The 13,758-nt window shown below is 40.2% G+C and carries 11 protein-coding genes; 4 read left to right on the top strand and 7 right to left on the bottom strand.

Features of this window, described 5'->3' with window-relative positions:
• Positions 1-199: 199 nt before the first annotated feature.
• Positions 200-2,155: a glycoside hydrolase family 97 protein gene (locus ACIQXP_RS21235; RefSeq protein ID WP_387507584.1), complete on the bottom strand. Its 1,956-nt coding sequence runs from the start codon at positions 2,153-2,155 to the stop codon at positions 200-202.
• Positions 2,156-2,733: 578 nt separating this feature from the next.
• Between ACIQXP_RS21235 and ACIQXP_RS21230 the strand changes: the two genes are divergently transcribed.
• Positions 2,734-3,411 carry a DUF4397 domain-containing protein gene (locus ACIQXP_RS21230; protein WP_387507581.1) on the top strand — a complete coding sequence of 226 codons (678 nt, stop codon included), beginning with the start codon at positions 2,734-2,736 and terminating at the stop codon, positions 3,409-3,411.
• 132 nt (positions 3,412-3,543) lie between these two features.
• Here the strand turns inward: ACIQXP_RS21230 and ACIQXP_RS21225 are convergent, their stop codons facing one another.
• The 6 genes from ACIQXP_RS21225 to ACIQXP_RS21200 all read right to left on the bottom strand — a co-directional run bounded on the left by ACIQXP_RS21225 (position 3,544) and on the right by ACIQXP_RS21200 (position 12,113).
• Positions 3,544-4,662, bottom strand: coding sequence for a Gfo/Idh/MocA family protein (locus ACIQXP_RS21225; protein WP_387507579.1), 1,119 nt, complete (start codon positions 4,660-4,662; stop codon positions 3,544-3,546).
• A 307-nt stretch (positions 4,663-4,969) separates the two neighbouring features.
• Positions 4,970-5,173, bottom strand: a complete 204-nt coding sequence (locus ACIQXP_RS21220; protein WP_293743689.1) for a hypothetical protein — start codon at positions 5,171-5,173, stop codon at positions 4,970-4,972.
• Positions 5,174-5,345: 172 nt separating this feature from the next.
• Positions 5,346-5,948 (bottom strand): MFS transporter, encoded by a 603-nt coding sequence (locus tag ACIQXP_RS21215; RefSeq protein ID WP_293743690.1) that lies wholly within the window; start codon positions 5,946-5,948, stop codon positions 5,346-5,348.
• Between the two features lie 181 nt (positions 5,949-6,129).
• A complete protein-coding gene (locus ACIQXP_RS21210) occupies positions 6,130-7,299 on the bottom strand; it encodes an efflux RND transporter periplasmic adaptor subunit (protein ID WP_387507576.1) in 1,170 nt (389 codons plus the stop codon).
• Positions 7,300-7,310: 11 nt separating this feature from the next.
• Positions 7,311-11,687, bottom strand: coding sequence for a CusA/CzcA family heavy metal efflux RND transporter (locus ACIQXP_RS21205; protein ID WP_387507573.1), 4,377 nt, complete (start codon positions 11,685-11,687; stop codon positions 7,311-7,313).
• A 108-nt stretch (positions 11,688-11,795) separates the two neighbouring features.
• Positions 11,796-12,113: a DUF6660 family protein gene (locus tag ACIQXP_RS21200; RefSeq protein ID WP_367117539.1), complete on the bottom strand. Its 318-nt coding sequence runs from the start codon at positions 12,111-12,113 to the stop codon at positions 11,796-11,798.
• Between the two features lie 478 nt (positions 12,114-12,591).
• On the opposite strand from ACIQXP_RS21200, the gene ACIQXP_RS21195 reads away from it, so the two are divergent.
• The 3 genes from ACIQXP_RS21195 to ACIQXP_RS21185 all read left to right on the top strand — a co-directional run bounded on the left by ACIQXP_RS21195 (position 12,592) and on the right by ACIQXP_RS21185 (position 13,730).
• Positions 12,592-12,843 (top strand): hypothetical protein, encoded by a 252-nt coding sequence (locus ACIQXP_RS21195; protein WP_293743693.1) that lies wholly within the window; start codon positions 12,592-12,594, stop codon positions 12,841-12,843.
• A 156-nt stretch (positions 12,844-12,999) separates the two neighbouring features.
• On the top strand, positions 13,000-13,164 hold the full coding sequence (locus tag ACIQXP_RS21190; protein WP_293743694.1) for a quinol oxidase subunit 4: 165 nt from the start codon (positions 13,000-13,002) through the stop codon (positions 13,162-13,164).
• 95 nt (positions 13,165-13,259) lie between these two features.
• Positions 13,260-13,730, top strand: a complete 471-nt coding sequence (locus tag ACIQXP_RS21185) for a DinB family protein (protein ID WP_387507570.1) — start codon at positions 13,260-13,262, stop codon at positions 13,728-13,730.
• Positions 13,731-13,758 lie beyond the last annotated feature (28 nt).

The raw sequence follows: 13,758 nt of genomic DNA, 5'->3' as shown, positions 1-13,758 counted from the left end.
ATGTAATGCATCCAGAATATTCCTAAATCTGGATGCATTTTTATTGGACACATATATTACTATTACCAAAAGCACCTAAACAGAAAGTTGTGCTTAAAGCTGAAGCTATTCATTTCAGCTGCTTACCACTTTCAACTGCCCTGAAAATCTTTGCATATCGCTCTCCTTAGCTCATTTAACGCCAACTAAATAGCGGGAATTATAACGACTCCAAAACTGCTGCAAACCCACCATTCCTACTCAATTTCACGGGCATAACCGATTTGGAGTCGATTCTGATGGTCTGGGTCACATAATCCATGGCCTGGCGATTTGCATTGATTCCATCAGAAAAGTATGTCATTTTATAAGATTTATTTTTAGGCAGAAAATTGAGATTGAGGCTTATCTCCCTGGATTGATCATTCGTAATCCCGCCAATAAACCATTTCTGCCCACTTCTTTTGGCCACTACTGCTACCTCCCCCAATTTTGCAACAAGCGCGATGGTTTCATCCCACTGAACCGGTACTTGTGTGATAAAATCAGTGCAATCCTGATTTTTCTTATACATCGTAGGGTTATCACAAAGCATTTGTAAGCCACTTTCAAACAATACAAATAATGCCAATTGATACGATCTTGTACCAATGCTTGCAGAATTTGGCCTTTTGCCCCCATAAACTTCCGGCTGCATGTTAATCATTGCTCCCGGCGTAAAATCCATTGGCCCAACAACATTTCTTATAAACGGCAGATAAATCGTATTTTCAGGCCTGCAGCCTTCCATCTGTTCCAGGCCCCTAACGCCTTCATAGGATATTACATTCGGGTACTTGTGTTCCAATCCTTTAGGTGTAAATGAGCCATGGAAGTCGACCATTATATTATACTTTGCCGCTTCCTTTGCAACACGCTCATAATAGTTTACCATCCACTGGTCATTTCGATCCATAAAATCTATCTTAACGCCCTTTATTCCCCATTCTGAAAATTTTTTAAATAAACCCATATTTCTTTCTACACTAAGCCATGTGAGCCAAAGAATAATATCAACTTTCCTTTTCTTCCCATAGTCAATCAGCTCATGGAGGTTTACTTTTTTATTGGGCGTATACGGATCATCCACACTTTCGGCCCAGCCTTCGTCCATGATAATATAAGGTATACGATTCTTCGAAGCAAAGTCTATAAAATACTGATAAGTTTCGAGATTGAAACCAGACTCAAATTTCACATCAGGGCCATAAGGAGATGCCCCATTCCACCATTCCCAGCTTACTTGCCCGGGTTTTATCCAGCTGGTATTTTCGAGGTTAGATTTTGGAGCCAGTTTAACCGGTAGTGTACTTTGCAGTAGTTCGCGGTCGTCATCTGCTAAGATAAAATACCGCCAGGGATAGCTTCGTTTTACGTTTGTTTTAGCAATGTAATCTGCTGATTCGGTAATCCGGATGAAACGATCGCCTTCCTGACGTTCTTTCAATGCAACAGGAGAAAAAGCCGAGATATTTCGATGATCTTTTTCACTTTTCAGAAAAAGGCAAGGGTAATCGCTAAGATCAGTTTCAGCAAATAAAATTTTAACACCCTTTTTTGTTTCGATTAAGGCTGGCAAGGTTACCATCTGACCTGAATTCTTCCATGCCCTGGCTGACAAGTGAATATAATTGGTTTCATAATTAGATGTAAAATCTTTAGCAGGCTGCAAATGCAATTGGTAATCATCCGGAATTGCAAGAGATACATCTTCATCCTGCACCAGGATAGCGCTGTTTTTCGGGCCCGGGAAGTCAGTAATAATGCGATACGCAAACCCCTCATTATAAGCCCTAAATTCTACAGCGTACCCCTTGCCAACATGCATCAGAAGTACATTACATGCATCTTGGATTTTTGAGTATTTGATTGGTATCACCGGCATCAGCTGACGGTCAATTTTCCAGGATTTAGTGTTTTTTCCGTTTAATTTTCCGACTAAAGATTGATCTGCGAATGTCATCCCAAGACTGCAGTTTTCGAGTAGAATATTTCCGTTTTTGATGATGTCGTATGAAATTTTTTCTGAGATGCGGATCTTAATTTTAACCGCACCATTGGGCGAGACTAGTTCGGCACTGTTCACAATTGAGTAATTGAGTAAGACAGCCAGTAAAACAATTATAATTTTTTTCATAGAAAGGTAAAGCATAGGATTGATTAATTCTGATCAACAATAATCTCAATATTAGTCATATTTTACATCTGAACGAAATAAAACGATTTACCAAAATTGATTTTCAGCAATTGAATGCTCTTTGCATATATGCATTTGAGTCTGAACGACACAATGGAACTGATCATGCTCCATGTCATATTTCGTTGGACTGTTGAAATCAAATGCAGCCCTTAAGCATATAGGTTCGATCTTGGACTTTTCTGATATCGCTCCTGAGGGCATGATTTAAACGATTACAGATTGATGTTGGGATGAGCCGGGAATTGGCCTTTGTTATGCTTAATCTCAATATATAAGAAAATACATTTCTTGTTTAAGGATAATTTGATCATGATGGTAAAGCGATTTAATGTACCAAAATTTTTACAATATGAATAGTTTTACATACATGGTGATGACAGGGAAAGAACACTAAAGAATGAGACACTGGAAATACTTAAAAATTTAATTACCAAGCACTTAAAATAAAATTAACAATTACAACCAGCACTAAGGCATTCGTTTTGAAAGTATTGAAAAAATTAAATTACTAAATCATGAAACTTAAAACTAATTCTCTGTTCATCCGGTTTGCGGTAGCCGCAACGGTGGTGCTTTCGATTTCATCCTGCAAGAAAGATAACAACAACGATCTGAGTGCTAATGCCAGAATATCTTTCGTGAATTCTGTAGAAGGATCTGCTGCGCAGGATGCTTATATTAATGATGTTAAGGTAAGTGCATCGGCTATAGCCTATTCCAATACTGCAACGGATATCTCTACCGCGGCAGGCAGTAAAACCATTTCATTTAAAAACTCAGGGTCAGCAACAGTAACCGCGTCTGCAAATGTAAATGCAAGTGAAAATTCTTCGCAAACTGCTTTGTTGGTAAAACAAGCTGATGGTACAATGGCCATTAATACCTATGCCAATGATGATAATACCGTGAGCGGCAAAGCGAAAGTTCGTTTTATCAATGTGGCGCCGATATTAAGCAACACCATTAATGTGACAACATCTACCGGTACCGGTATTATTTCTGCTTTAGCTTTTAAAGCAGCTTCAGCTTATCAAACGATTGATGCCAACACCAACTTAAACGTTAACATGTCTGGTTCACTGGAAACCACAACCATCGCAGGTTCAGAGTTACAAGCCGGAAAAATATATACCATCTGGTTTGATAGCTCAACAAGTACCAAAGCTAAATACCATATCATTGTGCAGAAATAAAAGAAGCGGCCAGGCCAGGCCTGGCCGCTTCTTTTATGATGTATAGTTAATTTAAAAACCAGTCTTAGCGATTATCAAAGTCTGTTGCTGACAAAATCATTATTGAACTCTATTACCCATTAAAGCCGTTGCTTAAGCCGTTAATCTAACCTTTTTCCCTGTTTTTACGGCTTCATAAATGGCATCAATAATTTTAAGGTCTTTTAAGCCTTCCTCTCCATCTGCAGAAACTACCGGCCTCTTATCTTCAAAAATAATGCTTGACATTTCATCCATCTGTACCGTTTGATGCGTGGTTATCGGCTGCGTAAGTTCGCCCCGATGGGTTCTGCCTTTGATTGGACCATAGCCGGTAGAAGGTTGCATTTCTGCAAATCCCTTGTCGCCACTCATAAAAAATCTGTCCAGGTGGTTGATGTTATAACTGGATAAGCAGGACGCCACTGCTCCGCCGGGAAAACCCAGCTGAAATTGAATGGTTTCATCCACACCTTCTTTAAACTTTACCGGATCGGTTTTGGTTTCCTGGGCTGTTACCCAAATCGGCTCTTCGCCAACCATATACCTTGCCCCATTAATCGCATAAATCCCAATATCCATCATGGATCCGCCGCCTGCAAGCGCTTTATTTAATCGCCACTGCGTAGGGTCGCCTATTTTAAAGCCACATTGCCCCTGGAAAAACATAATCTTGCCGAAGTCGCCCGCGTTTCTCATTCGGATCACTTCAAGCGTACGGGGCTCAAAATGCATCCTGTAACCAACCAGTAACTTCACATTTGCCTTTTTACAGGCATTAACCATCTCTTCACCTTCTTTGGCATTTAATGCCATCGGCTTTTCGCATATCGCGTGTTTTCCGGCTTTTGCTATACGAATAACCTGACCATGGTGCAGGGCATTTGGTGTAGTTACATAAATGGCATCTATATCCGGATTATTTTTTACTTCATCAAAGTTCTGGTAGTGATAACAATTCTTTTCCGGAATGTTGTACTTGGCTTGCCAATCTTTAATTTTTGAAGGCGTACCACTAATTACACCTACCAGTTTAGCTTTGGCACAAGTTTTCATCGCCTCCGCAACACGGGTGCCATACCCGCCTAATCCCATAATGGCTACTCGGAGTACCCTACCCTCATATGGCTGATTGATTTCTTCGGGAGCTTCAGCAAATGCCGATATGGAACTTAATTGCAACATCAATGCTGATGCGCCCATTTTTTGTAGAAAGTCTCTTCTGGTATTCATATTTATCCTGTGGCTATGTAACTTATTTGGCAAAGCATCAACCCATATATTCATCTGAAATATCCAACCCTTAAGGAATTGATTTACTTCATGATAGGTAACACTAAAAGGTTACTTTTGGTTTTAAGGATGTGGTTTGAAGCTTTATTTGAAGGACGAATCTCTCCGTAGAGTTAAGCAAAGCGTCTCTACGGAGCAGGATTAGTGTTGAGCTTCCAGACTCAAGAACAACCCAATCAAATTAGTTCAGCAGTCTTCCTGATTCCTCAACTAGCCAAAGATTTGATTAAACCTATTAGGCTTTCTTTTACCATTCTATATCCCAACCATCTGGTCTATCTTCCATATCCAGAATATCTAATCCATTTATTAAAGAAAAAAGTGGCTCGTCTGGAAAGTTGTTTATTCTTAATAAAACAATTTGATTTTCTTGTTTTACATAGAAAAATCGTTCATTAACTGGATGCTTTTTCCAGACTATATTTGATTTCAAGAGAATTTTAGTGTCCATGCTTGTTATTATAAGTTGACAACACATCCCATCTCTCCGTAGAGTTAAGCAAAGCGTCTCTACGGAGCAGAAATAGTGTTGAGTCTCCAGACTCAAGAGCAGCCAACCAAATTAGATCGGCACTCTTCCTGATTCAAACTCCAGGAGCAAGGCTACGAACATACTGAGGTGTTTATTTTTTATATAAACGTGCAGTATCTATTGCTTTAATCCTGATTAGTTCTTCAATATCTTTGTCATCTACTTTCTTTCCGCTATCCAGGATATGAAAAGACAGATGATTAAAAGAGTAAGCATCTTCTGATGTAGTTGCAGATGCACCCTTGCCATACTCTTTTATTTGTTTGGTTATATCATTCCCTGCCTGGATGATTTTTGGATAAAAACCATCATTGAAAGTTCTCATATCAATATAACCGATACCGTATTCATTGATGGAAAAATCATTTTTATTGGACAGAAACAATCTAACTTCTCCAACATAGTTTTTTGGAACAATAATAATATAAACTGGCTTATGTTCACTTATGTAAAATATAGAACAAAATATGATTACAAATATGGAAGTAAATATTGAGGTCTGCCATTTTGAATTTAGCAGCTTTTTCAATATAAAACCGAAAGCAAAAGATAAAAGTAGCGTGCCAGGTAAGGAAATCGCAACCAAAAACCAGGAAGGAAGAATCATTGTTTTCGTTTGCAACATTTGCCATATACCAATACCCAATGAAAAAATAGCGGCGATTGGTAATATGATCTCTAAAATACGCTTCAAGCTTATAATTTAAATTAATTTAGAAAGATAATAAAGAATCGCCTCTTTTCCCAATCTCTCCGTAGAGTTAAGCAAAGCATCTCGACGGAGCAGGAATAGTGTTGAGTCTCCAGACTCAACTAAGCCAAAATTTATTAAACATAAAACATCTTAATAAAAAAAGCAATTTTTTGGTTTAAATTTAATGTTCCTCTTCCTCTTCGGTATTTTTCACCTTACTTAACAAATCATAGGCGCCTTTGATCACTACTTTCGCATTATCAATCTGTTCTGCAAAAGAAATTTGGGTATAACCATTTTCGGCAACACCTGTTTTTACTTCCATCATCCTGTAGCAATAAGTTTTATTATTCCTGCTAGTTGGCTGTTCGATAAAGACGAACTTTTTACCTTCAAATTCAACAATTGCTGCATCGGGTAATGCTTCAACCTTGCTCACGCCGCTTTCTACATAGGCTTTAAGATACATGCCCGGAAGCAATTGCGTATCTTCCTGATCCAGGTGACAGTGGATTTGTACGGTACGCTCTTTGCTAATTTCCCTACCAATGAGGTAAACCGTGGCCATACGCTCTTTTTCTTCGTTAGCGAGTACAAAGCGAACTTTCTGCCCCAATTTAAGCTTGGGTACATCTTTTTCAAACACAGTAAGCTCTGCATGTAAGTGTTCGGTATCGGCGATTTTAAACAGTACATCGGTTGTACTGGCAAAAGCACCTATATTGGTATTAACCTGCGTAACATAGCCTGAAATTGGGGTATATAAATTAAAGGTTTTTTGAATCTGTCCTTTCTCCAATGCCGAAAAACTAATATTCAACAGGGAGAGTTTTGACCGTTGCCCCAGCAACCTTGCACTCACACTTTGGTATTCGCTTCTTGCTTTCTGCAATGCTTTTTTAGAATTCACGTTTTCTTTTGCCAATTCTTCCTGGCGGTTTAACTCCTCCTTCAGGAACTGCAGTTGACTTCTATAATCCAGATAATCTTGTTGCATCTGAATAAATTCCGGATTTTGCATAACCGCTACAAGCGCCCCTTTGGCTACACGTTTTCCCTGCAACATATTGGTGCTTTTCAAAATTCCTTCCAGCGGTGTAGATATTGATACCAGGCTTTGTGGAGGGAGGTCGAGCATGCCGTTTACTTTTGTTGTTCCACTTAATTCTTTCCGCTCAATTTCGCCAAGGGTAATTTCGGATAGCTTTTGCTGTTCTGGGGTAAGCGTTACAATATCGCTCTTTTCATGAACGGTTTCTTTTTCAGGTTCTTTTTCTGCGCTTTGACGACTACAGCCAGCCAAATAAAACAGAAAGGACGCCAGGATAAGAAATTTATATATGGATCTCATGATATTTATGTTTAAAATGATTGGTGGTTACCGGTTAAAAATTCAATTTGACTGATGCTCTGGCTTAACTGGAGCAAGGCCATCAGCCGGCCTTCGTAAATACCATTTGCCTGTTTAAGGTTCATCAGGTATTCCGAATAGCCTATTTCTCCGTTTTGATAAGCAATGCGGCTGTTTTTTAATATTAAGGCAGCATTGGCTAAGGCTGAAGTGACAAAATAGTCGTAACGTTTCCTGTTTTTCAGGTATTCGCTTAAAGCCTGCTGATATTGGCCGGTCAATTTACGTTGCTGAAGTTCCAGATCGTTCGAGGCAATATCCTTATTAATCGATGCTGCCTTTGCCTTTACGGCATAAGCTCTATAAAATAAAGGAACGGAAAGGCCTATCTGAAAGCCCTGGAAACGTTTGTCGCGACCTAAAAAAACCTCGTTTCCATTAATGTTTTGAAAACCGGTTAGCGATTGGTTGAAATAGCCAAGTGTAAAGTCAGGTAGGGCTTTTGCCAATTCTACTTTGCGTTGCTTTTCGGCGATTACAACCTGCTGTCTGAAATAGGCTATGGCAGGATTTTCATGTAGGAGCGCAGTGTCTCCGATAGAAATTTCGGGTGTTTCTGTTAAAAACCTGTCGGCAATTGAGGGTAGGTTACCCCCACCAAGAAGCGTAGCCAGCTGCGCTTTATAAATTTCAATATCAGATCCATTTTGGTCGAGCAGGCTCTGTACGTCCTTAAGCTGTGTTTCCGCAGCAACCTTTTCAAGCAGATTACCCTCACCTGTTTTATACTTGAGCGCCGCCGATTTTAAAAAACCCTTATAAATGCTATCCTGCTCATTCAGTAGTTTCTCCTTTGAATACAGATACTGAAGATTAGTATAAACCGTTTTCACCTGAAATATAAGTTCGTTTTTACTGGAAGCCACCTGAAGCTGGCCCGCTTTGATCCGTTCATTACCCAACGCTGCATTTGCCGCGAAAAGCGTTGGAAAAGGAATGGTCTGAGAAACGGTAATGTTGTTATCATTTTTAACCAGACTATTATATTGGCCGTAAAGCATGGATATTTCCGTTTTAGGCAGTTCGAAAGTGCCTTTTCTAAGTGTCTGTTGCAAGGCTACATCAAGGTTAGCCCCGTTTATTATCCGGTTGTTTTCCAGCGCTGCAGATACGGCCTGTTTAAGGGTTAACACCGTTTGCGCTTTAGCAGGTGGCAATCCAAAAAACACAATAAATACGACAATAATGCCTGCTATCGGTGATATTTTTACTTTGTTACTGCCCATTTTTTCAATCCAGATATAAAGCACCGGAAGTACCAAAAGGGTTAGCAGTGTTGCAGAGATTAGTCCGCCGATAACAACCGTAGCCAGCGGTCGCTGCACTTCAGCACCGCTTCCGCCAGAGATGGCCATTGGAAGAAAACCGAGAGAGGCTACAAGGGCCGTCATAATAACCGGGCGCAGCCTAACCGAGGTTCCTTTTCTGATAATTTCCTGTATATCTTTCATTCCTTCTTTTTTTAACCTGTTAAATTCACTGATAAGTACAATACCATTAAGTACCGCAACGCCAAATAGCGCAATAAAGCCTATGCCGGCAGAGATACTAAAGGGCATACCACGTGCCCAAAGGGCGAATACCCCACCAATAGCCGATAAAGGGATAGCAGTAAAAATTAACAGTGCATGTTTAATGGATGAAAAAGTTAGATAAAGTAATAGTAAGATGAGCAATAAGGCCAGCGGCACAGCAATACTTAATCTTTTATTGGCTGCCTGCAGGTTCTCAAAAGTACCGCCAAAGGTGGGGTAATATCCTGGTGAAAACTTAACTTCAGCATCAACCTTTTGCTGAATTTCCTTTACGATACTTTTGACATCCCTTCCCCGCACATTAAAACCGACAGTAATCCGTCGCTTTGCATCATCGCGCTGAATCTGGTTAGGTCCTTCCTTATACTCGATATCGGCCAGTTGTTCCAGCGGAATCTGGTTGCCATTAGGTGCTGTAACAAAAAGATTTTTCACGTCATCAAGCGACTGCCTGTTTTCCTTTTCCAGGCGGACAACCATATCGAACCGTTTTTCGCCTTCGAATACCAAACCAGCCACTTCTCCCGCAAATCCCGAACGGATAGCCGTATTCACATCTTCAATATTCAATCCGAACTGTGCAATCTTTTCTCTATGAAATTTGATGATCACCTGTGGAAGTCCCGAAGCCTGTTCCACATAAATATCCTGTGCCCCTTTTATTTTCCCGGCTATAGCACCAACCTGCGCTGCGTAGGTACTGAGCTTAGAAAAATCTTCTCCGTAAATTTTGATTACCACATCTTGCCTTGCGCCAGTCATAAGTTCATTAAAACGCATTTGTATAGGCTGTTGGAAACCGAAAGTAACTCCCGGGATATACTGTTCGAGCTTGCTTTGCATTTTTTCTGCCAGTTCATCTCTCGTTGAAGCAGTTGTCCAATCGCGCTTATCTTTGAGGATAATGATCAGGTCACAGGCTTCTACCGGCATAGGGTCGGTAGGAATTTCGCTGGAGCCAATCTTTCCGATAACCTCCTTTACCTCCGGAAAATTTGCCTTTAACACTTTCGCAGCACGTGTTGAGGCTTCGATGGTTTGCGAAAGGCTGCTTCCGGTAAGCACCCTGGTTTCTACGGCAAAATCGCCCTCTTCCAATGTAGGAATAAATTCGGCCCCAAGGTAATTGAAAATGACCAGGCCAAGCACAAATAATCCAACTGCAATACCCACAACTGCCACTCTTGCCCGCAATGCAAAGTTGAGCATCGGCGTATATACGCATTGAAAAAAAGACATGATGCGGTCTGAAACATTTCTTTTTGTGCTAATGGTTTTACTTAGAAAAAGTGCACTCATCATCGGTACATAAGTTAATGATAAGATAAAAGCGCCTAAAATAGCAAAGGCTACTGTTTGCGCCATTGGCCTGAACATTTTTCCTTCTATGCCTACCAGAGCCAGAATCGGGAGATAAACAATCAGGATAATGATTTCGCCAAAAGCGGCACTGTTACGGATTTTGGAAGCAGATTCAAAAATTTCTGCGTCCATTTCCTGCTGGCTTAACTTGTTTTTGTTTTGGCGAAGCCCAAGATGATGAAGTGAGGCTTCTACAATAATAACCGCGCCATCTACAATGAGTCCAAAGTCTATCGCACCCAGGCTCATCAGGTTTCCACTGACGCCAAAAAGGTTCATCAAACAGATGGCAAAAAGCATGGCAAGCGGAATCACCGAAGCCACAATCAATCCGGCGCGGAAATTCCCTAAAAGCAGCACCAATACAAAAATCACAATTAATGCACCTTCTGCCAGGTTTTTGGTTACTGTGCCAATGGCGCTGTCTACCAATTTGGTACGATCAAGGAATGGCTCAATGACAACCCCCTCCGGAAGATTTTTGGCTATCTGATCCATCCGGGTTTTTACGTTTTTGATAACCTTTGATGAGTTGGCACCCTTTAACATCATCACTACCGCGCCTACTACCTCGCCCTGATCGTTCCTGGTCATGGCACCATATCTGGTGGCCGCTCCGATCCTCACTTCAGCTACATTTCTGATCAGCACAGGGGTACTGTTTTCATTTGTCCTAACCACAATATTCTCAATATCGTCAATACTGTTAATCAGTCCCTCGCTCCGGATAAAATAGGCATTAGGCTTTTTATCAATGTATGATCCGCCGGTATTCTGGTTGTTTTTCTCAAGCGCATTAAAAATGTCGCTAATGGAGATATTCATGCTTCTCAGTTTATCCGGATTAATGGCAATCTCGTACTGCTTGAGGTAGCCGCCAAAGCTGCTCACATCTGCTATACCCTCCACACCTAAAAGCTGGCGGCGAACAATCCAGTCTTGAATGGTGCGAAGCTCGGTGGCATCGTATTTCTTTTCATATCCTTTTTTAGGGTGGATAACATATTGGTAGATCTCTCCAAGCCCGGTAGTTAAAGGTGCAATTTCTGGTGTGCCGATCCCCTTTGGAATAGCTCTTTCTACTTCAGTAAGCCTTTCGCTCACTTGTTGACGGGCCCAGTAAATTTCTATATTTTCCTTGAACACAACCGTTACAACTGAAAGACCGAACCGGCTAAAGGAACGGACTTCTTCTATTCCGGGAATAGTGGCCATGGTCTGCTCTACCGGATAAGTTACAAAACGCTCGATATCTTCTGCGCCATTGCTTGGAGACGAAGTAATAATCTGGACCTGGTTATTGGTAATATCCGGAAGCGCATCTATAGGAAGTTGCTTCAGGGAGTAGATTCCCCAGGCAATGAGCGCCAGCATCAAAATTCCCACCAGCAGTTTTTGCCTGATGGAGAATTGTATTATTCTGTTCAACATGGTTGTTTAAATCAAAAATCAATAAATAGCAGGGCATTATTGCGCTGTGTAGCACAAGATATGCAGGCAAGAAACTGTCTTTTCACGGACAGCAATAAGATAAATTGATTAAACGAGTTTAGGCGGTTGCCAGATATCGATGGGTTGCTTTTTCAATGCAGAGCATTTGAAAACTGGGTATGGTTTCCGGAATGCAGGAATGATAAGATTGGTAGGCTTATCTGAAAGGAAGTGCTGACCAACCGAGCAGCAGGCACAGCTACAGATTGGCGGACAGGCTTCTCCATCTGCATGTTCAGCTTTAGTATGACCACTTTGTACCATGCTTTCGGTTTGAAACTTTGAAACCATGTCTTCCTTGTCCTGGCAGGGCATAAGGCCCAGAAGGATCAAATAAAGAGAAAAAAGGAATACAAAGTTTTTCACCAAAGGCAAATGTAATGATTTAAGTTTTTAATTTACAAAGCTGGTTTTAATTAAATCTATATCCTGTTTTGATCGTTAAAAATGATAATCTTTTCATTGACTACATACGTTACGTATCATTATAGATGCAAAGTGATGCGGCAAGGAATGTTGGTTATTTATGGCTTGCCCTTTTTTTAAAGCCTTTACATGAATATTAAACCGGGTAATGAGTTGATTAACAAGCCGCACTACCCTATACTGGATGGTCTGAGCGGTGTTGCCGCTATAATCGTTGTCACCTTCCATTTGACCTGAGTATCATTCTTTGAATCTTGTTACCAAAAGCCGTAACGTTAGGTAAAGTTTTAAAATTACGTTTTTGGATAAGTGATTTCCCAATTTTTTAAAACGCAAATCAGGATGCTTGTGGCACCAATTATTTATATTTGGCATATTGACCGGAATCATTAACTAAAAAACGTACTAACTCACCAAAATGGAAACGAAAAAACTATCAGAATTAACGGACCACGAATTACTGCAGGAAGCAAAGAAAAAAAAATCGGCAGCCGTGATGAATGCATTGTTAATAGGATTTCTGGCTGGCATTATATTTTTTAGCGTGGCAAAAAATACATTAGGCTTTTTAACACTCATCCCTTTGTTTTTCATCTATAAACTGGTTAATAATTCTAAATATGATAACAGCGAATTAGAAAACCTTTTAAAAGAAAGAGGACTGAAATAACTGGATGGAGAATTAAACCCCATATCTTGATCATATCCTGAAAGCTTTAAATTCATAATGAGGGTTTAATGGTAGATACCGCTCTGTATAGTGACAACAAGCTTGACACTACTAAACGGAGGGAAAACATCCATTTGGCACAGCTATCGCTTTAGTATGATTATAAAAAAAATATATCTTGTTGTAACCTTATCGGTAATGCTGCTTTCCAGTGCCTGTTATAGCACAAGAACAGCCGGCAACAGCGGAAAAGTGCCGCCTGGGCAGGCTAAAAAAGGTACGGCTTCCAAATCGGCCAGACCATTTGCTCCGGGGCAATAAAAAAGAAATTAAAAATGAAATATTTAATCTTTTTTGAGTGACAGGCTGTTGTCATAGGCTGGTTTTAGTTTTGTTCTATAAAATAATATAACAAAATGTCAGCAGTTATGATTACCAAAAGCGAATTACTACAACACTGGTTAGGTCACCGAAAGCTAACCCGAAAAACCATTGAAAAATTTCCGGAAAAAGAATTATTCGAATTCTCAATCGGTGGAATGAGACCATTTTCAGCATTGATTAAAGAATTGCTATCGATTGATGTTCCTGGTTTAAAGGAAATAGTAACGGGAGAAACTTCACCTTTTAGTCATGATCTTCCGTTGCATACCAAAGAAGAGTTACTAACGAGCTGGGATGAGGATACTACCAAAATTGTAGCATACTTTAATCAAATAAATGAAGAACAGCTTCACGACACCATCAAATTGTTTGGAATGTATGAGTTTACCGTCATTAGTCACCTCTTATATTTCATCGATAACGAAATACACCACCGTGGGCAGGGCTTTGTTTATTTGAGGGCATTAGGTATTGAGCCTCCATTTTTCTGGGATAGGTATTAAATTAAAAACTGTATCAGTGTCATCCTGA

Source organism: Pedobacter suwonensis (assembly GCF_044762335.1).
Lineage (GTDB): Bacteria > Bacteroidota > Bacteroidia > Sphingobacteriales > Sphingobacteriaceae > Pedobacter.
Note: the sequence above shows the minus strand (reverse complement) of the source record. Positions and strands in the feature narration are given on the sequence as shown.

Coding starts and splice junctions, on each gene's coding strand:
- ACIQXP_RS21235 (WP_387507584.1), bottom strand. CDS start 2,155: ATGAAAAAAATTATAATTGTTTTACTGGCTGTCTTACTCAATTACTCA.
- ACIQXP_RS21230 (WP_387507581.1), top strand. CDS start 2,734: ATGAAACTTAAAACTAATTCTCTGTTCATCCGGTTTGCGGTAGCCGCA.
- ACIQXP_RS21225 (WP_387507579.1), bottom strand. CDS start 4,662: ATGAATACCAGAAGAGACTTTCTACAAAAAATGGGCGCATCAGCATTG.
- ACIQXP_RS21220 (WP_293743689.1), bottom strand. CDS start 5,173: ATGGACACTAAAATTCTCTTGAAATCAAATATAGTCTGGAAAAAGCAT.
- ACIQXP_RS21210 (WP_387507576.1), bottom strand. CDS start 7,299: ATGAGATCCATATATAAATTTCTTATCCTGGCGTCCTTTCTGTTTTAT.
- ACIQXP_RS21205 (WP_387507573.1), bottom strand. CDS start 11,687: ATGTTGAACAGAATAATACAATTCTCCATCAGGCAAAAACTGCTGGTG.
- ACIQXP_RS21195 (WP_293743693.1), top strand. CDS start 12,592: ATGGAAACGAAAAAACTATCAGAATTAACGGACCACGAATTACTGCAG.
- ACIQXP_RS21190 (WP_293743694.1), top strand. CDS start 13,000: ATGATTATAAAAAAAATATATCTTGTTGTAACCTTATCGGTAATGCTG.
- ACIQXP_RS21185 (WP_387507570.1), top strand. CDS start 13,260: ATGTCAGCAGTTATGATTACCAAAAGCGAATTACTACAACACTGGTTA.